We start from the raw sequence: 19,285 nt of genomic DNA, 5'->3' as shown, positions 1-19,285 counted from the left end.
CTGCTGCCTTCCCCCTCATTGCCTTGCCGCCTTCCACCCGGCAGCCGGCCGTCATCGCGAGATCAACTGGCATTGAAGTGGAGGTGGGCGTCGTAACGCAGCACAGTCGGGCGCCGATCGGGATCGGCACCACATTCCAGGAACTCGCGCAGGGCCAGCGACATGAACAGGTCCGCATGCCGGATGTCAGCATCATGGCCGCAACCGATGATCGCCGCATTGGCAAGGTGCGGCCCCACGGCGGTGGCGAAGTGACGGCGACATTCTTCCACGCTGCGGGCGAAGCTGGCATGATAATAGAGGTCATGTCCTTGGCCGGTGGCATGATCCTCTGCGACGGCCTGATAGACATTGACCTCGCGCTCGATGGGAAAGAGCTGCGGCTTTTCCCAAGCATAGGGGGCCGGGCGTCTCAGCGCCGTGATCTGCGCTGCAGACAGGTCTCCCGCATCCAGAAGATGCTGGGCCCGCTCCAGGATCGCACGAATGCGGCGGATCTCGACCTCACCCTGTGCCGCCAGATAGCGTGCGGCGACCTCGATTCGATCTCCGCCGCTCATGGATGCACCTTCAACCAGGCCGCCCATTCCTTGCCGACCAGCGCTTTCGCACCAGGCTTCACGAGTGGCGAGAAGGACCCAAAGGTCGATCCGCGCAGAATTCTGGCGAAAGCCAGAAAATGGATATGCGGCTTGCTGTCTCTTGAAGCGAGGCCTGGAACATGCTGGATCGCGATCCCTGCCACATGAAAGTGATCGACACACTTCTCGCCGATAAAGGCCAGCGTGCGGCGCCACGCCAGATGGTGGGGCACCTCGTGCGGGTGCCGAAAGGTGGTGACGGACATCAGGTCGACTTGGGCCGGGATCATCTGGGCTTCGAATCGAGCGCAAAGCGCATGATGGTCGTCGAGGGCATCCGGCGCGTTCGGCGGCAGAAGAACCTTGTACGCATAGCACGTCGGTTCCCCGCGCGCGTGCGGATCAATCCGCCGGTTGATTGCGGCCGCAACGTTATTCGCCCGGTTGAGATATTCGGCCTGGATCACGCCATGCCCGATATCGATGGTGGAGGGGAGCTTCGTGCGGTCCGGTGCATAGTCCAGCATTGATCAGTTCCCCATCAGGCCGGCCAGCACAGCATCTGCGCGGCTAAAGCCGGCGGCGCGCTCTGCGGGCGTGGTATAAGCTGACCAGTCAGCGATCATCAGATGGCCGTCCTCGATCGTGACATGCCGCCTGACCTGGGGATCGAGCGGGATTAGGATGAGCGCACCGTCGTGCCGGGCCCAAAACCGATAAGAGCATTCCCACGTGGTCATCCATGCCAGGCTGAAACCGCAATCGAGGACAAGTTGGGGCAAAGCCTCGAAGTCGATCCAGACGTGGATCTTGTCATGCCCGGTCTGGCCAGTCAGCCGATCGAATAGCCAGCGGCTGTCGATTTCGAAGCGGGTTCCAGATTCGACCAGGATGTTGTCAGCTGTTGGACCACCAGCCATGCGGTCGAGAAGCGGGCGGATGACATGATTGATGATGTGACCGGGCGAGCAAGCGCTGGCGGCAACACCATCGACGCAGGGCGCGGCATATGGCGCAGGAACTGTGGTATGCATGACTTCGTTTCCTAGGGAGGGTGACCGACCCCACTCCCCCGAATTTTTCATCCGTGAGGCAGAGCCAAACTCCCTTCCTGAAACCTGATATTTTGTCCTTTGCGGTTGAATGGCGACGTTCAGTTCGTGGTTCAGTCGGCAATCCCACCCCTACCAGGCATATGGATAGGCATTTCCGCTTCAATCTCGGCCTCTCTACGCTTGGGTTCCGGTTGGATGATGCGCTCGTGACCTTGCTTGACGTCCAAAGCAATCCGGCGCTCCCGCTCCAGTCGGGACAGTTCGATTCTCTCCAGCATCGCTGCAAAATCCGGATCGTCGAAGGCCAGGAAGGCGGCCCGGGCCAGGCGATCCTTGCGCCCGGCCAGAGATTTCAGCACGGCATCTTTGTCGGGTGCAACCTCCCAGCTGGCAAGATGGCGCTCGACAGCACCGATCATGGATTCGCGCTGGTGGCGGAGGAATGCCTGGATCTGAGGATCCTCGTCGAACAGCGAGGCCATGCGCAACTCCGGCCGAGGAGCAAAGCGATCGTCTTCATATTCCACCTGTAGATGCCCATCGGCGGCACGGCGGACCGGGATCGCTCCCATTTCGGCTAGATCGGAAAGCAGACGGTCGATCGTCGCCTGCCGAACGGGATCGATCTGCTGAGCGGGCAGCGGCAAAGTTTCAGCATTCTTGGGCTCCGTCACAACGTCCGGCATCGGGGTGGTGGTCGAAACAGCTATCAAAGGCAAACCTTCCGGACCGACCAGCGACAGGCCCAAGACCGCGCCGCGCTCGGCGCATCTCCGCAGGAACGCCTCCGACCCTCGCACCCTTACGCGGCCCCATCGCTGCGATGCCATCAGCAGCGCGGCGTCGATCGCATCCGGCATGCCGGGCTGATTGACGACGATGATGTTGCCATGATCGGTGAGAACCAGCCGGTCATCGGCATCAAAATACCGTGTCCGCCATTCGTCCGGCTCGGCGCGAAGATGGGCGGGAGCCTGCCATTCTGCCTCATAGCCCGTGGCAACCGGCAGCAGCAGACTGGGGGATACTATCTCGGGAAGATTGGGGGAACCAGCCCCCTTCCAAGCGTCCGCCTGGGTGAAGCGAGCGTCGGTGCACCGCTTGATGGCGGCCTTGAAGACTTCTTCGAGCTGGCGGATGGCCGCGTCTCGTTCCGCCAGAACGGCGGCATTGACCAGGGTCGATCCTCCGCGCGGCAGAGCCTTGATCGTGGTAGTGGCCCATGCACGGATCGAAGCGACCGCTGCGGTGCGATCGGCCCGGAGGCGAGCCAGTTGAGCCTTATGAGCTGCGCGGTACTTTTCGAACGCATCATCCCGGACAGTTTCATTTGGCTCGAAGCCCCCCCATTTCGCCTGGAGCGTTGAGAGCGACAAGGTACGCGCCACCTGAGACGCCTTTTCCGACTGCTCGCCGATATGGATGCGGGCTCCGCTCCCCTTGCCTTCATAAGAAACGCCGATCTTATGAAGGCGTGCGTGGAACTCAGCCCAGTTGGTGCTGGCCGCCAATGCTTCGAGAATCCCTTCCCGCTTGTTCAGCATGGCGGGCGTGATGGCGTTTCTGTCGCGGACCCGGACACGCTGGCCAGCGGCGTCGCGAATCATTACCTCAGTTCCGGGCACCCGTCGCTTGCTCCCGTCCAAACTGTCTTCGACGCGTTGCGCCTTGGCATCGAACACAGCGCCGCCGCGAGCATAATAAAGAGCATTGGGCTCTGCCGACCAACCCTGACGCTCCTCGATGATAGAGAGCGCCTGATGCAAATCGTCGATGAGCCATTCGCTGCCTGCGGCCGCGCCCGTGGCCCTGTCGATTCGCAGGGCGGCGATATGGACATGGCGGGAAGCGGTGTTGACATGCTCAGCATAAAGCGCTGCGCTGCGATCCAGACCGGCGGTGGTGAGCATGATGTCGACGGCTTCATCGACTTGTGCCGGCGTGGGCACCTCACCAGTCCGCCAGCTCACGATGATATGGACCATAGGATATTCGACGCGCGGCGCGGCCGAAGCCGTGGCCAGCATCTCAATCTGCTGCTCTCGCAGCGTTTCACCGACCAGATTGCGCTTGCCCACATGCCCGGCCTTCTCACCGGGCTCGACCCCGAATTCCTGCGCATGATGGAGATATTCGGTCAGTGATCGCACCCGGCCCTCGTCGACCATGGCGAGGGCCCAGGGATCGGCATCGACCACATATCTGGTGAGCGCAAACACATCATCGCGCAGCTTGGTTGGCACCCCCGCCTGCCTGGCAACCTTGATAAGCTTGACGATCATTTCGACACCTCGGCGCGTGCTGCTTCGGTCAGCACCCGAAACAGTGCGATAAGCTCGCCGCGCAACCCGGCATCGAGTTGATGATCGTCATCGAGACGATGATGGAGGCGCAGCAGTTGCGCGAGGCAGGCCATTACGGGAGCCTCATCCTCGGGTTGGCCCAAGGCGCGTGAGCGCACCCAGCCGCTGCGCGTCTGACCCGCCCTTGCCGCCGCAGTTTCAAGGCGACATGCTTCAGAGGGCGTGACATGGATGGTGATCGACACCCGCGTGTCGGCTGTCTGTTTACTGCTCATATTTCCCCCTTGAGCGCGAGAAGGTCCACCGCCGAGCGCTTGGGTTGGTTACAGCCCCCATCCTGCTCACCTTTTTCCTCCAATTTTGTCGGCAGACCGTCCGCCACGCGGTCGGCGCAGCGACCGCCTCTGTGCCCGCCATGCTGGTGTCGATGATGTCGGCGTATTGTCCGGCAGCTCGCCACCAATCCGCCTTTGGCGGCGTGGTCCGCCCGAACCGGCGGAGCCCCGCCACGTCGGCCTGCGATGTGCCGGGAGCGAGGGGTACTTCTGCGCGGCAAGATGCCGGGCACTCATTATGCAGGAGGTGATGCATCAACCCGCCACTATCGGCGGCACTGGGCCCATACGGGTCAGCGTTCCAATCCGTTTCCGCTTCTGCCAGCAATGCCGCCAAAGGGGCGCCAGCGGAACTGGCGCCGGCTCGGGCATCTGGCGCTTCAGCTGCCAGCCACGAAACGCGCCATGCATCCGCCGGACAGCACGCCAAACGTCCGGCCATGCTGATGCAGACAGAACTTCCCGCTACGGTCCATGAAACCAGCCGTCGCGCTTCGCCGCCATGCCGGTTAGCCGCCAAGTTCGCGGCTACGGCAAGGCCTCTTTTGGCGTGCAGGCGGGCGGCATGAGGACTTTGCTCAGCCGTCCATCGATCGGCTGGCTGATGGTGCATATCGCCGCCGCCACAGATTGCACAAGCGCATTCAGCCGGGATGTGGCTGGGCACCGAAAGTACTGGCAGCTGCGCGGCAGACAGAGGTGCTGGCGAACCTGCGTCCGGCGAGCGAAGGGGCGGCAACGCAGCCGCCATATCGACTTCACCGCCACGCCCGCGAACGCTGCCCTCGCATTGCCAAGCGAGCAGCGGAGATCCGATGACGACTGATGCGGATACGGTGCATGCACTCGCTTTCAGGACAATCTGGCACCGAGCAGCGATCGAGGCACGGGAGTCTACATTTTCCCGACGGACTTCCCATTGCCACGACCGTCGGCCTGGCATTCGGGAGAGATGGTGGCAAGCTGACAAAAGACCGGACATGAGAAGGAGGTGATCTGCATCACCGCCGTCGGTCAACGAGCCAGATCACCAAATTCATCCAAATGAACCAAATCCACTCAAACCCAACCAATTGGATTAGGGGGTCTTTTCATCCCCTTGGAGTGGTGGCTACCCCAAAGCGAAGGGGAAAGCATATGAACGAAATCGACAAATGGCGGCGGGAGGCGGATCGTCGTTTGGCCGCACCAATTCAGCAGGAGCGTCCGATCACCACGGTGATTGGCAAGGTCGATGACCGCTTTGAGCAGATCATGTCCGCGCGACAGCGCGGTATGACGTGGTCCACCATCGCGCTTGCCCTCGGGGGCGATGGCGAGATCAAGGAAGAATCGGTCGAAAGCGCGTTCCGCCGGATTTGCGCGGAGAAGGGCTTGGCGATGCCGCGCCGAAAGCCGGTCACGAAAGCCCCCATCAAGTCGAAGACCCCGCAGGCGTACAAAACGCCTGCCGTGGCGCCGAAAGCCTCCGAAGCCGATGGTACCTTGTTCGGGGAACGCTGGGTGGACAATGGTGATGACTGATCAGTTGCTCACCGGTGATGGCGCGCCTTCGCGCATCGTTCATATCACTTCGACGCCAAAGGGCGGGGCCGGCAAAACGGAGACAGCCGATGTGCTGGAGGCCGCGCTGTCGCTCACCGGCACTCGGCCGATCCTCATCGATGTCGATGACGGCAATCGCGGGCTGACCCGCCGTATCGGAAAGGAGCATGTGGTCGGGCTCAATTGGACGAGCGGCCCCGAGGATGCTCCCGGCTGGGTTCGTCGGCATGCAGCGGGTAACGGCCCGCTGATTTTCGATTTGGGCGCCGGGTTGATGAGCACGGATCTGCCCATCCTCAATTTCCTTGGCTCGGTTTGGCGCATGCTCCACGATGAGGGGGCGAAAATCGTCATTTACTGCATCGTGTCGACCAATGCCCCCACCTCGCGGTTCATCCAGCAGATGATCTCGACCTATGGCCGCATCGCCGAGATCATGATCCTGCGCAACGATCAGGACTCGTCCGGTGCGTTCCCGGCCGACATCGCCGATCGGTCGGAACGCCAGCTGAAGCTCGATCATCTGGCTGGTGGCATTCAGGCTGTCCGGCTGCTGACAAAGGCCCCGCTCAGCACTGTGATCGCTGAACCGCTGCCGGGTTACGGGCTGGCGACCAAAATGATGGCGGCGCGGATCTATCGCTTCGCACGCCAGCTTGCGGCCGCTTCGCTGCTCGACCCGTCTGGTCTTTCCGTCCTTCAAGCTGCCGCAGCCGGCGGGCGCCCGGTCCTGCGCAAGATCAGCCGCCTTGCCGATGCGTCTGACGACCGCCTCGCCCGCAATGCCCGGTTGGCGGAAGCGCATCAGGCACTGGTCGCGGGCGATATGGATCCCTCAGTGTTGCTGGCTGCGGCCGAAGAGTATCGCCATGCCCACGCCGCTTGGATGAAAAAGGATTCGCCGCTCAACTGCTGATTCATATCTTCGTCGGTACAGTCAAGCGGCCCAACCAAGATGAGTATGTATGCCTTCCAAGCACTTGACCCTCGCTCCGACTGCCTTTGAACTGCGCAAGAAGATCGTCGATCCGGTAGCAGCCAGGGAGATCTTCAAGCGCGACTTCGCCATGGCCGCGTTCAATGCTGGCGCACCCGGGCGAAAGGGTTCGGATGTTGAGGCTGAGATGACAGTAGCCGCTGCCTATCTTGTCGACGCTCAAGGTCATGGCGAACTGGCTTCAGCTTGCATGGCCTTCATGCTCTCGATCGAAAGCGCCCACCAACGTCCAGAAGACACCGCATATCTGAACCTCGTCCGGCAGATTCGTGATGCCGCGAAGAGCATCACCCTCGCCGCCGACGAACTCACAGATCAAGCCGCGAGACATGGGCGAGAAACTGGGTACTATGAGCAGATGCGGGGCCGCGCACTACACCACATGGCGCAAGCGCTCCATGAGCGCTGGATACCCTTCGTAAGCGAACCGGACTTCATTCTTCAGACGATCCCTGGACCGATCGACAATGCATTTGCTGGAGGTCAGTGGTCGCATGGGCTTTCATGCTCTGCGTTGTATGATGAAGCTGATGCAATCCTGAAGAATCACGAGCAGATCACTACCGAAATCCGCCAATCCGGGCTCAGCGCGATGGCCAAAGGTAAGCGGGCAGATCATGAGCGGGATGCCTTCATCCGCGAACTCGCCATGATTTACCAGCATATCCTTGGCTCCAAGCCTGCGGCGAGGGAGGATGGTGATGGCCACCCCTCACCATTCATGAGGTTCGTGGCCCGGGTTTACGGTGAATTCGGGTCTGTTTACGATATCGATCGCAATCGATACGTTCAGCCATCGAGCGGCACGGTTCGATCCATCCTTGAACAGATGAAAGCCTGAGCCCCGCTCCAGAATTTATATTGCCGGTTATAGGACAGGCCGACGCCGACCAGAATGGCCTCCTCAAAGAGGGGGAAATCTATGTCGAATATACCGAAGTTCATCTCACTTAAGCAGCTCACATTCATTCTCGGCTGTAGCGGCTCGAGCGCTGCTCGCTACACCAAACTGCCCGGCTTTCCCGCGCCTTATGTCATCGGCGGGCGCAAGCTGTGGATCGAGGAGGAGGTGATCGGCTGGGTGATGAGCTGTCGCCGCGCCCGCTGATCAGATCGAACAGACCTTCCACCGAAGCCGCTCCCGAATGATATTCGGGGGCGGCCTTAACATCTTTGGCGAAGCCACTGCTTTACCATCGCACCGGCTGGGCACAACGCTTTTCCAACCGGAAACAATTTTAGGAATGGCTTTCGCCGTTGCCACTGCGGCGGGCAACGAAATAATTGTGAATAATAACTTTTAACCAGTTGCAAGCATAGCAGGGAATGTTGAGAAATTCCGCCCGCCAGCTGATTCCGCTAGGTTACAGTGATCATTCCAATGAAAAATATCCGATGATATCCCAACAGGGCGAAAGTACCGCCGACGCAACGCCACACGCATCCTCGCTCATCCAGAGTTTGCGGGATATTGGCTACTCCTGCGAAACCGCTCTGGCCGACATTATGGACAACTCGATTACGGCCGGCGCGCATACAATCGAGATACTTTCAGAGTTGGATGGGGATGATCCCGCATTAGCCGTTCTCGATGACGGGGCGGGGATGACCTTGACCGAGCTTGTTGAGGCCATGCGCCCGGGCAGCAAGAACCCACTTGCCGAAAGGCTTGGCCACGACTTGGGTCGCTTTGGGCTGGGCTTGAAAAGCGCCAGCTTCTCACAATGCAAGAGACTCACCGTTGCGTCCCGCAAAGATGGGGTTTTCGCTGCAGCGACATGGGATCTGGATGAGGTCGCAATCACCAACAGGTGGGAGGTGGGTATTCATTCCGACCCCGGCTCGATCCCCTGGGCCGACCGCCTCCCCGAAAACGGCACCCTTGTTATCTGGCGTTCGCTGGACCGCCTATCCGGCGGCCTCGATAATCAGCCGCGCAAACGCGCCGAGTATCTGAACCGGGCAATTGCGAGCGCGGAGCGCCACATCCGTCTCGTGTTCCACCGCTTCATGACAGAGGGCCAGCCGGGGCTAGCCATCTTGCTGAATGGGCGCGAACTGGAGCCCATTGATCCATTCGGCACCCGCTTCCCATCCCACCAGAGTGATCGGCCTGACCGGCTGGAACTGGGTAACGGTGCCGTGGAATTCCAGTGCTTCACGCTTCCCCATCACAAATCCATTTCCAAGATCGACTGGGAAGACCTTGGGGGGCCAGAAGGGCATCTTAGAACTCAGGGCTTTTACGTGTATCGCGGTCGTCGCCTGATCATCGCGGGGAGCTGGCTGGGCCTTGCCCGCCAGACCGAGTTGACCAAGTTGTGCCGCATCAGGGTCGATATCCCCAATACCATGGATGCCGACTGGAAAATTGACGTCAAGAAGGCGTCCGCACAGCTCCCATTCGCCGTGCGCGAAAGGATGCGCCTGCTCGTCGAACGCCTGACCCAGACTTCGAAGCGGACCTACCGGGGGCGTGGCCAGAAGCTGGTCAACACGGAGTACATGCCCGTTTGGCAGCGGGTTCAGAAGGATGGCGCCATTATCTACAGCCCGGACCCTGCCCATCCGGTGTTCGCCGATTTCTCGGCGCGGCTTCCTGTGGAATTGCAGGCCGACTTCGCCAGCCTGATCGGCTTGATCGGATCCACTATTCCGATCCCGGCGCTGCATGCCGACTTTGCGGGGTGCCCCGAGGAAATCACTATCGACGAGGCGGACGTGGAGGCTGTTCGGCAAATGTCGGAGGCCATGGTGCCAAGGCTGCTGGCCCAAGGCACCGACCGCGACCGCATTCCGGATATTCTGCGGCAGGTCGAGCCCTTCCATTCGGCATGGGCCATCGCGAAGCCTCTAATTGACACGATCATTGAACGGGAGACGGGAATTGTCTGACGCCCTCGACAAACTTGATGGGGTAGTTTCCCAGCTTGTGGCGAGCCAAGAGCGCCCGACCGAAGAGAGCATCCGCGAGACCATTGCGATGATGCGTGTGTCACCGATGTTCGCCGACGTGACCGATGAACAGGCAGAACTGCTCGCGCGCCAGATCGAGGAGCGGATTGGCATCAGCATGGGGGTCGGCGCGGTAGTCTCCGATGCCGAATGGGTGCCATGGCTGAACGACGCAAAGGCGGAAGGGAGAATCACGCCCTATTACTGGAAGCGCTACCGTGACCTGCTCCAGAAAAAGCGCCTCCCCCGGGATGTGATCATATCCACCGACGAGGTGACCGACCGCATTCTGGACCGCATGGGCAATCCCCACGACACCAATCCCTGGGACCGCAAGGGCATGGTCGTTGGCCACGTTCAAAGCGGGAAGACCGCAAACTACACGGGTCTCGTCTGCAAGGCCGCCGATGCAGGTTACAGGCTGATTGTTGTGATCGCGGGTATTCACAACAATCTACGGAATCAGACCCAGGCACGCATCGACGAAGGCTTTGTCGGGCGCGACACCGGTCGCCTCGAACAGCGCGACACCCGAGACAAGCCAAAGATCATCGGCGTCGGGACGTTCGACGACCGGCGCGTTCCGGTCAGCCTGACCACAACCCTCAGGGATTTCAACAAGGCCACAGCGACCACCAACACCAGTCAAATCGCTTCCTACAAGGAGCCGGTGGTGCTGGTGATCAAAAAGAATTCCAGCACACTCACGAACCTGGTTGACTGGCTGCGGGAACATAGTGCGGGGCGCTATTCCGAGATGGTTGACCAGCCGATGCTTCTGATTGACGACGAGGCTGACAACGCTTCCATCAACATCAAGTACGGCAAGGAAGAAATTTCGAGAATTAACGGACAAATCCGTGATCTTCTCGGGTTGTTCCGACGGAGTTGCTACGTTGGGTACACCGCGACCCCGTTTGCCAACATCTTTATCGACCCGGATTCTGATGATGATGTTTACAAGCAGGACCTGTTTCCACGCCATTTCATCATCGGCCTTGATTCTCCCAGCAACTATTTCGGGGCAAGGAAGGTCTTTCTCGACGGCGTGCCGGACGGGGAAGACGGGGATCCCGTGCATCTGCGTTACATCACCGACAATGGCGATCTGCTGCCCGTGAAGCACAAGATCAGTCATCCCGTGACTGAACTTCCCGAAAGCATGGTTGAGGCGCTCCGGGCCTTCATAGTTGCCCGGACCATACGCAATCTAAGGGGGCAAAAGGCGCAGCACGCCTCAATGCTGGTAAACGCCTCCCGGTTCACGGGCGTCCAGAACCTTCTGAGGAACCGCCTGATCGAGCAGTTGAGGATTATCGAGGACGCGGTGCGGGTCAACGGCGCCCGCCCGGACGCCGATCACAACCCGGTGATCGCGGCCCTGCGCGACTGTTGGGCCAGGGAATACAGCAACGCTTGGCCAGACTGGTCGGCAATACGTGAAGCCCTTTTGCCGGCAGTGGCCTCCGCGACAGTGATCTCGGTCAACAGGGATTCGCCTGGTAGCCTTGATTACGATTCGGCGGGTGAGAACGGGATCACCGTCATTGCCGTTGGCGGCTTTTCGCTATCACGCGGCCTCACGCTGGAGGGGCTGACGGTATCCTACTTTCTGCGCAACTCGATGATGTACGACACACTGATGCAGATGGGCCGGTGGTTCGGATACCGCGCGGATTATGAGGATCTGTGCCGGGTCTGGATGCCGGAGGAAGCCGCGTCCTGGTATGCCCATATCGCCGAAGCGACTGAAGAGCTTCAGCTTGAACTGAAGCGCATGGAACAGGCCAATGCCACCCCGATGCAGTTTGGCCTGGCGGTCAGAAGCCACCCAAGCGCCCTGATGGTCACAGCCCGGAACAAGATGGGCTCCGGCGAGAAACATGTTCAGGTAGGGCTTTCAAACAGTTTTGTGGAAACCACGAGGCTGGGGCTCGCCAACATCGCCCACAACCGGCAGGCACGCCGTCGCTTCTTTGCGGCCCTGGAAGAAGCAGGTTTTGGCGAGGAGTACGCGGCACCCGTTTCGGGTGGCAAGCTGCTGCTGAAAGTTCCGGTCGGCGTTATCGATAATTTCCTGCGCGATTTCCAGAATCATCCCGACTCGCCGCAAAGCACTATCGACCCCATTCGGCGTTATATCGGTGATCGGCGCTCCGATGAGTTAAAAGAATGGGATGTTCTTATTACCTCTCTCAACCCCACCGCCGAAAAGCCGCCGGAGGAAATTGGCGGATGGAGGCTGGTTCCTGTCCATCGTACGATTGGCGGTGATGACCTTCCGAAGGGCATCCTTTCCGTCAGCGGAGCCAGCGCGCGCGTTGCTTCGCGCGGCATGGAAATGGCAGGTCTCACCAAAGATCAGATTGATCTGGCGAGAAAGGATTTCCTGAACGGCGAGTCACCGCCTGCGGGTAAAGAGCCTAACTATCCGGACCACGTTTACCGTGCTCGGCGTCAGCGCCCGCTTCTGTTATTTTACAATATCCGAATTAAGGACGACGAGAAATATGACGACGCCAAGAGGGCAATGCTGCCCATTGATCCTGTCGTTGGCTGGGGCATCAGTTTTCCTAAATCCGCGCGACCAGACCAGAAGGTCGAATACATTTTGAACACCACCAAGCTTCGTGAGCTGTTTGGTGACGCTGACGATGACGATGACCAAGGCGGGTATGATGAGGGTGAGTGACGATCCTTGGCAGGGCCTTGGCCCCGGTGGGATAGATGCTCGGCGTGTCGATCCGGCAGGGAAGCAAGATTTCTTCTGGGTGGCATCGGCGAATTCCGAGCCCGGCCTGCTGCTGCGGCTGGCCGATGGCACCGATGAGGTGCGACCGCTGCCCCGAATGCGCAATCTTGATCTCGGCTACCGCGAGGTCTCGGGGAAGCGGTCACTGGTGCTCCTGCTCCGGGATGCCGAGCAAAAGGAACTCTTCGCCAGTCTGTGTGCCGACATTGTCTTGGCCGGCGAGGCGGCAATTGACAATGTGGATGCCCTGCAGCGGGCGATCCGGAGAACCATGCGCTGGCATCATCTCCTGCGTGGCGGGAGGTTGGGGCTACTCTCGCTTGAGGAACAGCGCGGGCTCATTGGCGAGTTGCATTTTCTCGGTCACCTGATCGACCTCATTGGCCCCCGGGCCGCAATCGAGGCATGGAAGGGGCCATCCGGCTCATCCAAGGACTTCGAACTCGGAGGCTGTCTGGTCGAGGTCAAGGCGCGGCGCGGCGCATCAAAACCCCATGTGCAGATCTCTTCCGAGGATCAGCTGGCCGACGTGCCCGGATGCCGGCTGTTCTTGGTTGTCAGCCCGGTCGATGCTGTTGTGAAACCCCATGGGCAAACCCTGACGGACCATGTCATGGAGCTGGAGCGCCTGTTCTCTGTATCGGAGCCGGGGGCATATGACCTCTGGGAAGAGGCTATCGCCGAGACCGGCTTCGATTTCGCTGACGATTACTCCGAGCGTCGTTGGGTGATCGGTGAAAGCCTTTTCCACGAGGTAAGGGATAACTTTCCACGCGTGACGCCGCCGGTGCCGACGGGCGTGAGCGGCGTCAGATACAGTATCGGGCTCGATGCTTGTGCCCCTTACGCTGTTGACGCGGTCGTGGTGGATCAACTGATTGGGCAGGAGGCCGGTTCGTGGACGAAATGAAGGAATTCCACCGCGAGTTCATCGCCGAAATCCAGGGTGGGGCGGATGCGGAAGGCCTGATCACCACCGACGCCTTCATGGAAAGGGTGATCGACATCCTTGACGAGGCCGGCGAGGCAAGTTCGCTTGCCCAAGGCTATTTCAGCGGAGAATTTTCCGGAAAAAAAATTCAGGTGGACGCTTATGGGTGGGATCCCGGGGATGACGAAGGGGTCCTCAGTCTGGTCATCTGCGACTTTGTGCTATCCGACGAACCGCAATCCATCGATGCGGCAGGCATCAAACGCCAGCTGCGGCGCCTCGCGGATTTCGTGATAGCGGCGAACAAGCGGGATTTCAGGGAGCGTCTCGAACAGACAAGCAACGGATTTGTCGTGGCCGACCTTGTTGCCAGGGCATGGAAACAGGTCAGCAAGATCAAGCTAATCCTGGTAACCAACCGGATCAACAAGGCGCGCACCGATGCGCAGCCTATTGGCTCCTTTGGGGAAATCCCGGTCACCTCGAACGTCTGGGATTTATCGCGCCTCCAGCGCTTCGTATCCTCCGGGCAGACGCGCGAAGATCTGGTAATCGACTTCGCCGAGGACTTCGGGGAACCCATCCCCGTGCTGAAAGCCTCGTTCGAGGGCGCACCGCTCGACAGCTATCTAGCCGTGGTGCCGGGAAACCAGCTTGCGGCAATCTACGACAAGTGGGGCGCGCGCCTGCTCGAGGCCAATGTCCGAACTTTCCTTCAGGCGAGAGGCAAGGTTAATCAGGGCATGCGGGACACCATCCGCAAAGAGCCAGAGATGTTCTTTTCCTACAACAATGGCCTTTCGGCGACGGCGGACAGCGTCGAGATCGCCGACCTCGGAGAGGGGCTTCTGCTCATGTCCGCCGCCAACTTCCAGATCGTGAATGGTGGCCAGACAACCGCCTCGATCCATGCCGCGAGGAAGAACGCCCCGGAGCAACTCAAGGACGTGTTTGTCCAGATGAAGCTCACCATTGTCCCACCCGGAAGCCCGGAGGAAGTCGTTCCAAGCATCTCGAGATTCGCGAATAGCCAGAACAAGGTGAATGCAACCGATTTCTTTGCGAACCATCCTTTTCATATCCGCATGCAGGAGTTCTCTCGCCGGGTTTTGTCGCCGGCGGGCGACAGCAGATACCGGGAAACCAAATGGTTCTACGAGAGGGCCCGGGGGCAGTACGCCGACGAGAAGTCTCGGCGCACAACGGCTGAACAGAAAAAATTCGAGGCACAATTCCCGAAGGAACAGTTCTTTACGAAGGTTGACCTAGCCAAGTTCGAGAACTCCTACCGGTGCAAGCCGAATATCGTGAGCCTTGGCGCGGAGAAAAACTTTGGCGATTTCGCCAAGGTGATTGGAACGGAATGGGGCAAGGATGGTGAAAGTTTCGACGAAATCTGGTTCCGCAGGCTGGTCGCCAAGGGCATAATTTTCAGGAATCTGGAACGGCTGGTCCCGGCACAGCCTTGGTATGTGAAAGGCTACCGCGCCAACATCGTGACCTATGCCTTTGCCAAGGTTGTGCATGACGCTGAACAGTTGAAGCGGGCGGTGGATCTCGATCAGGTCTGGCGATTGCAGCGGGTCCCAGTAGTGCTGGAGCGTGCTTTTATCGCGGCAGCGGAAATGGCCAACGAGGTTATCGCTACCCCCCTTGCAGGTATGCGCAACATCAGCGAGTGGGCAAAGAAACAGGCCTGCTGGGCGGAACTGGCGAAGCGTAAGGTCGAATATGAAGCGGATTTCGTCGACACCCTTATCGACCCCGCTGAAGCCATGGCCATCAAGCGTGATGTACGGAAGGAACGCCAGGCCCGCAGCGCGGTGGAGGCTCAACGCGAGGCGATGCTGCAGGGCGGCGAATATTGGAGCCAGCTTCTCGACTTCGGGCTGTCAATCAAGAAGCTGAGTCCCAAGGAGGTGGCGACCCTGCAGGCATGCGCGGCCATTCCGGCGAAGATTCCGCAAGAATGGCAATGTGTGGAGGCAATGAAGATCGCGGACAAGCTGGAGCAATTCTACCCCCAAACCTGACCCGGGCAGCCAAGGGTTCAGGAACGGAGGGGGGACAACAATTTGGCCAGCAATTCCGCAATTTGCCTGGCAAGCAATGGAGGGACGGCGTTGCCAACCTGCACATACTGCTGGGTGCGGTTGCCCTCGAAAAAGTAGTTGTCAGGAAAAGTCTGCAACCGGGCGGCCTCGCGCACTGTCAGGCTCCGGCACTGCAACGGGTCGGGATGGATGAAGTAATGGCCATCCTTTGAAATGTGGCTGGTCACGGTCGTGGAGGGGGAGGCCCAGGTTTGAACCCTGAACCGGTCGGCAAATTTACCGCTCTCCCAGTTGCGATGATCGGGAGCAAGGCCCCGGGGGAACTCGTCGGCCTTGGGTGAACGGTTGAAAACCTCGGCAAAGGTCGCGGCGAAAGCATATCGTGCGAGGTCACCTTCCATGTGGCCCCGGCTTTCGTGATTGGGAAGTGCTCCGACACGGGGATCAACCAGCCATGCGGCGAGCCGATTGTCCTGGATCGGTGCCGGATCGGTGCTTACCCGGGGAGGCATCTCGTCCATCTGCAACATTTTTCCGGCGTGATGCCTCAGTTTCCGGGTCACCTCCCCTAGATCTGTGGTGTGCGCTTCGCACGCGGTGGCGGCATCACGAAACGCGCCCAAAACAGCCGTGCGCCAGCCATCTGTCGTATCAACAGTACGACTGAGGCCACTGCGTAACCTGGGCATGCCCTCCAATACATTCCTGACCGTTGCCCTCACGGCGCGGGCCGCCAACGCGGGAACTTCTCCATCCCGCAAGCCACACTGGTTAAAAACATCAGTCCGAATGCCCAGTAGGATAACCCGGTGCCGAGCCTGCGGAATGCCGAAATCCTCGGCGCGCACAATGTGACCGGACATTTTCCCACGGGTATCGGCGACCAGTGGAAGAATATGATAATTGTCAGGCTTTCCGCCAGCGGATCTAAGATCGTCCATGATACGCGCGATCATGCCAACGCCTTCGACCTTGGCCGAAAGCATGCCCTTCACGTTTTCCATGACGAAAGCGACGGGTTGAAGCTCCTCAAGGATATGAATGTATTCGCGATACAGGAAATGCCGGTGATCCGCAGCAGCGTCGTAATCGGCGATTCCCCGGTTCCTTGCCCGCCCGACCAGCGAGTACGCTTGGCAAGGAGGTCCGCCGATCAGGATGGTTCTGTCTTGCGCGGTTTCGCGTATGTTCCCAAGGACAGGTGTCAACCACTCCCGCGCGTTTTCACTGCCCAGTTCCAACATGGCGGTTTCGCGAACAGCAGCTTCCCACTCATCAGAGTGCTTCTCGATCAACTGCTCCCGCGAAATCCGCTTGGCGATATAATCAAAATAGCTGTCCGGCAGCTCGGTGAACTGGCGGGTGAAGGCCCGTAACCGGAGCGTGGCGAATGCCGATTCTTCCTTCTCCACCGATAGCGAAATGTCAAAAATGCGCCGGCCACTCGCATCCCGCAGCGATGAAAAGCCCTCCGCAAGGCCGCCGGGCCCAGCAAAAATATCAACTGTCTTGAAACTCGGGATCATTGGTCGACTTTTTCCTTCTCAGGCGCCTATTACCAGGTCCGCGCCAGGTGGCTAGGGAAATTGAAGTGGCCGATATTGTGGACGCTGAAACCCGCTCCCGGATGATGTCCGGGATCAGGGGCAAGAACACAAAACCGGAGATGACTGTTCGGCGCGCTCTTCACGCGATGGGTTATCGCTATCGGCTGCATGCCCGCGAACTACCGGGAAAACCCGATATAGTGTTTCGCCGTCGCCGGTTGGCCATCTTCGTTCATGGCTGTTTTTGGCACCGCCATACAGATCCATCCTGCAATTTGGCGCGGATGCCGAAGAGTCGCATTGAATTCTGGGAACCTAAACTCGAGGGCAATCGCGCTAGGGACGAGGCCAACGTGGCGGCGCTCAAGGCGATGGGATGGAAGGTGCTGATTGTTTGGGAGTGCCAGATTAAAAATCTGGAACCATTGAAGAATCTTCTACAGCATTTCATTCACACCGCAGATGATAGCGGAAAACATTCACCCTAAGCTGTCCATCAGAGCTTCCTGGCTAGGCGAAGCTTGCCGCATCAGACCTTACGCCGGCGCCGACCTTGAACGATGTCACCGACCGGGTTCGCACCTTCCAGCAGCATTTCCGACCAGATCGTCGCGAGCCAACGGCGGCGGTTGACATAGCCGGCCCGGTTATAGCGCGTCTCCGAAGCCGAAATGCCCGTGGGGATATGGGCCAGCATGAGATCGATGATCAGGGGATCACGCGGCCCGCCATGCTCGATTACCCATTCATTCATAACGGTCGAGAAAGACGAACGCCACCCATGGGGCACGTGGCGGCCGCGCAGACCTTCGCGCAGATGCAGATAGCTCAGCGCATTTTCGGACATGGGCTTCTGGATCGAGTGCTGGCCCGGGAACACATATGCGCTGCCCGAGCTGAACTTCCAGGCCTCGCGCAGCACATCAACAGCCGCCGCCGCAAGCGGGACCGGATGATCGAAGGCATCGTCGTGACGCTGCGAGATCTCCTGCTTCATTTTCGCCGCTGGCACGATCCAGAGTGCGTCAGGAGACTCTTCCGCTTCCGGATCGAAATTATGAATCTCGTCCCAGCGAGCCCAGCGAATCATGCCCGGTCGCTGCGCGGTGAGCGCCAGAAAGCGCGATGCCAGCTTGACGACCGGCGTCACCTCGGCATCCTCGACAATCTTCAGCACCTCGCGCACCTTCTTGATCTGCGTCTCGGCGGGCCAGCGCCGCGTCGGCGGCTTGGCCTTGAGGATCTTCGCGACGGTGGCTGCCGGATCGGTCACGACACGCTTTTCGCCGATGCCATAGGTGAAGATGGCCGAGATGCGCTGGCACAGGCGATGCGCGGTCTCGATGGCCCCGCGATCCTCAACCTTCTTCAGCGTCGCCTGAACCTGGGCGGTATCGATCGAGGTGACGGGCAGAGCACCCAGATCAGCGAACACGTCGCGCTCCAGGCTCTCAATGACGTCCTCGGCATGGACCGCCTTCCAACGGGACTTCTGCTTTGCATGCCATTCCCGGGCAAGCAGTTCGAAGGTGTCGGTCGCTGCCAGTCGATTAGCGAGCACCGCCCGCTTCGCTTCCGTAATGGGATCCTTGCCCTGCCTGAGCAGGCGCTTGTCAGCATCGCGCTGCTCACGTGCCTCACGCAGGCTCAGATCGGGATACGAGCCGAGCGTGCGCAACTGCTCCTTGCCGCCATAACGATATTTGTGGCGCCAAGAGCGATGGCCAGCGGGGGACACATGGAGGTGCAGTCCTCCCGCGTCCGACAACTTGTAGGCCTTCTCCTTACCCTTGGCATTCTTGCACTGCGTGTCCGTCAACATTGAACTGATCTTTCCTCAAAAGCTTGCGATTGCGCAGACTTCAGACCAGCTAGGCTCGGCTCTTCGCCGAGTTCAATTACCCCCTATCTCATTAGTATCATTTGACTTTAATTGGTGAAATTTGGTTGCCTGCCTTAAGGCGGCGACCGACGCCTGCCGATCGGAAACGACGCATCCAGCGCCTCGCGCCGCTATGGATGCGGGGCTGGACAACCAAGGGGAGAGCTCTTGCCACCTCTACCGGCCAGCATCTGGAATCGGGTACAACGGGGATGTTGCCGCTGGCACGGTCGATACCCCCAAATCAGAGTAGCCGTACCCCCACCTTTACCCCCAATAGTGTGGTATCGGTTGGATATCGATGGTTGTGATTGGGCGGGAATGAGCTGCTAAAACCCCGGAATATCG

At 59.7% G+C, this 19,285-nt stretch carries 16 protein-coding genes; 9 read left to right on the top strand and 7 right to left on the bottom strand.

Annotation, left to right across the window (positions count from 1 at the left end):
* Window positions 1-62: 62 nt before the first annotated feature.
* From CA833_RS09760 to CA833_RS09740, 5 genes are all read right to left on the bottom strand, one after another.
* Window positions 63-560, bottom strand: coding sequence for a hypothetical protein (locus CA833_RS09760; RefSeq protein ID WP_207077876.1), 498 nt, complete (start codon window positions 558-560; stop codon window positions 63-65).
* Window positions 557-1,108 (bottom strand): hypothetical protein, encoded by a 552-nt coding sequence (locus tag CA833_RS09755; RefSeq protein ID WP_207077875.1) that lies wholly within the window; start codon window positions 1,106-1,108, stop codon window positions 557-559. The genes CA833_RS09760 and CA833_RS09755 overlap by 4 nt, the downstream gene beginning before the upstream one ends.
* Before the next feature lie 3 nt (window positions 1,109-1,111).
* The gene (locus CA833_RS09750; protein WP_207077874.1) at window positions 1,112-1,615 is read right to left on the bottom strand and encodes a hypothetical protein; all 504 of its coding nucleotides are present in this window, start codon (window positions 1,613-1,615) and stop codon (window positions 1,112-1,114) included.
* 131 nt (window positions 1,616-1,746) lie between these two features.
* Window positions 1,747-3,918: an LPD7 domain-containing protein gene (locus CA833_RS09745; RefSeq protein WP_207077873.1), complete on the bottom strand. Its 2,172-nt coding sequence runs from the start codon at window positions 3,916-3,918 to the stop codon at window positions 1,747-1,749.
* Window positions 3,915-4,214, bottom strand: coding sequence for a hypothetical protein (locus CA833_RS09740; protein ID WP_207077872.1), 300 nt, complete (start codon window positions 4,212-4,214; stop codon window positions 3,915-3,917). Before CA833_RS09740 ends, CA833_RS09745 begins: the two co-directional genes overlap by 4 nt.
* Window positions 4,215-5,411: 1,197 nt before the next feature.
* Between CA833_RS09740 and CA833_RS09735 the strand changes: the two genes are divergently transcribed.
* From CA833_RS09735 to CA833_RS09700, 8 genes are all read left to right on the top strand, one after another.
* Entirely contained in the window at window positions 5,412-5,798 is a 387-nt protein-coding gene (locus tag CA833_RS09735; RefSeq protein WP_207077871.1) for a hypothetical protein, read from the top strand.
* Window positions 5,791-6,735, top strand: coding sequence for a hypothetical protein (locus CA833_RS09730; RefSeq protein WP_207077870.1), 945 nt, complete (start codon window positions 5,791-5,793; stop codon window positions 6,733-6,735). The genes CA833_RS09735 and CA833_RS09730 overlap by 8 nt, the downstream gene beginning before the upstream one ends.
* Before the next feature lie 49 nt (window positions 6,736-6,784).
* Window positions 6,785-7,657: a hypothetical protein gene (locus CA833_RS09725; RefSeq protein ID WP_207077869.1), complete on the top strand. Its 873-nt coding sequence runs from the start codon at window positions 6,785-6,787 to the stop codon at window positions 7,655-7,657.
* Between the two features lie 81 nt (window positions 7,658-7,738).
* The gene (locus CA833_RS09720; RefSeq protein ID WP_207077868.1) at window positions 7,739-7,924 is read left to right on the top strand and encodes an AlpA family transcriptional regulator; all 186 of its coding nucleotides are present in this window, start codon (window positions 7,739-7,741) and stop codon (window positions 7,922-7,924) included.
* 218 nt (window positions 7,925-8,142) lie between these two features.
* Window positions 8,143-9,711: an ATP-binding protein gene (locus CA833_RS09715; RefSeq protein WP_242526025.1), complete on the top strand. Its 1,569-nt coding sequence runs from the start codon at window positions 8,143-8,145 to the stop codon at window positions 9,709-9,711.
* On the top strand, window positions 9,704-12,463 hold the full coding sequence (locus tag CA833_RS09710) for a Z1 domain-containing protein (RefSeq protein ID WP_207077867.1): 2,760 nt from the start codon (window positions 9,704-9,706) through the stop codon (window positions 12,461-12,463). Before CA833_RS09715 ends, CA833_RS09710 begins: the two co-directional genes overlap by 8 nt.
* A complete protein-coding gene (locus CA833_RS09705) occupies window positions 12,414-13,433 on the top strand; it encodes a PD-(D/E)XK motif protein (protein ID WP_242526024.1) in 1,020 nt (339 codons plus the stop codon). The genes CA833_RS09710 and CA833_RS09705 overlap by 50 nt, the downstream gene beginning before the upstream one ends.
* On the top strand, window positions 13,430-15,487 hold the full coding sequence (locus CA833_RS09700) for an AIPR family protein (protein WP_242526378.1): 2,058 nt from the start codon (window positions 13,430-13,432) through the stop codon (window positions 15,485-15,487). The genes CA833_RS09705 and CA833_RS09700 overlap by 4 nt, the downstream gene beginning before the upstream one ends.
* Window positions 15,488-15,504: 17 nt before the next feature.
* Here the strand turns inward: CA833_RS09700 and CA833_RS09695 are convergent, their stop codons facing one another.
* Window positions 15,505-17,034 (bottom strand): DNA cytosine methyltransferase, encoded by a 1,530-nt coding sequence (locus tag CA833_RS09695; RefSeq protein WP_207077865.1) that lies wholly within the window; start codon window positions 17,032-17,034, stop codon window positions 15,505-15,507.
* A gap of 65 nt (window positions 17,035-17,099) precedes the next feature.
* On the opposite strand from CA833_RS09695, the gene CA833_RS09690 reads away from it, so the two are divergent.
* Window positions 17,100-17,543 (top strand): very short patch repair endonuclease, encoded by a 444-nt coding sequence (locus tag CA833_RS09690; RefSeq protein WP_207077864.1) that lies wholly within the window; start codon window positions 17,100-17,102, stop codon window positions 17,541-17,543.
* 41 nt (window positions 17,544-17,584) lie between these two features.
* Here CA833_RS09690 and CA833_RS09685 read toward each other — a convergent pair whose 3' ends face one another.
* Window positions 17,585-18,877 carry an integrase arm-type DNA-binding domain-containing protein gene (locus CA833_RS09685; protein ID WP_207077863.1) on the bottom strand — a complete coding sequence of 431 codons (1,293 nt, stop codon included), beginning with the start codon at window positions 18,875-18,877 and terminating at the stop codon, window positions 17,585-17,587.
* Window positions 18,878-19,285 lie beyond the last annotated feature (408 nt).

This window comes from Novosphingobium sp. KA1, assembly GCF_017309955.1.
Taxonomy (GTDB): domain Bacteria; phylum Pseudomonadota; class Alphaproteobacteria; order Sphingomonadales; family Sphingomonadaceae; genus Novosphingobium.
Note: the sequence above shows the minus strand (reverse complement) of the source record. Positions and strands in the feature narration are given on the sequence as shown.

Bases quoted from the DNA above. Each gene is read 5' to 3' on its own strand.
- CA833_RS09760 (WP_207077876.1), bottom strand. From the start codon at position 560: ATGAGCGGCGGAGATCGAATCGAGGTCGCCGCACGCTATCTGGCGGCA.
- CA833_RS09755 (WP_207077875.1), bottom strand. From the start codon at position 1,108: ATGCTGGACTATGCACCGGACCGCACGAAGCTCCCCTCCACCATCGAT.
- CA833_RS09750 (WP_207077874.1), bottom strand. From the start codon at position 1,615: ATGCATACCACAGTTCCTGCGCCATATGCCGCGCCCTGCGTCGATGGT.
- CA833_RS09745 (WP_207077873.1), bottom strand. From the start codon at position 3,918: ATGATCGTCAAGCTTATCAAGGTTGCCAGGCAGGCGGGGGTGCCAACC.
- CA833_RS09740 (WP_207077872.1), bottom strand. From the start codon at position 4,214: ATGAGCAGTAAACAGACAGCCGACACGCGGGTGTCGATCACCATCCAT.
- CA833_RS09735 (WP_207077871.1), top strand. From the start codon at position 5,412: ATGAACGAAATCGACAAATGGCGGCGGGAGGCGGATCGTCGTTTGGCC.
- CA833_RS09730 (WP_207077870.1), top strand. From the start codon at position 5,791: ATGACTGATCAGTTGCTCACCGGTGATGGCGCGCCTTCGCGCATCGTT.
- CA833_RS09725 (WP_207077869.1), top strand. From the start codon at position 6,785: ATGCCTTCCAAGCACTTGACCCTCGCTCCGACTGCCTTTGAACTGCGC.
- CA833_RS09720 (WP_207077868.1), top strand. From the start codon at position 7,739: ATGTCGAATATACCGAAGTTCATCTCACTTAAGCAGCTCACATTCATT.
- CA833_RS09715 (WP_242526025.1), top strand. From the start codon at position 8,143: ATGTTGAGAAATTCCGCCCGCCAGCTGATTCCGCTAGGTTACAGTGAT.
- CA833_RS09700 (WP_242526378.1), top strand. From the start codon at position 13,430: ATGAAGGAATTCCACCGCGAGTTCATCGCCGAAATCCAGGGTGGGGCG.
- CA833_RS09695 (WP_207077865.1), bottom strand. From the start codon at position 17,034: ATGATCCCGAGTTTCAAGACAGTTGATATTTTTGCTGGGCCCGGCGGC.
- CA833_RS09685 (WP_207077863.1), bottom strand. From the start codon at position 18,877: ATGTTGACGGACACGCAGTGCAAGAATGCCAAGGGTAAGGAGAAGGCC.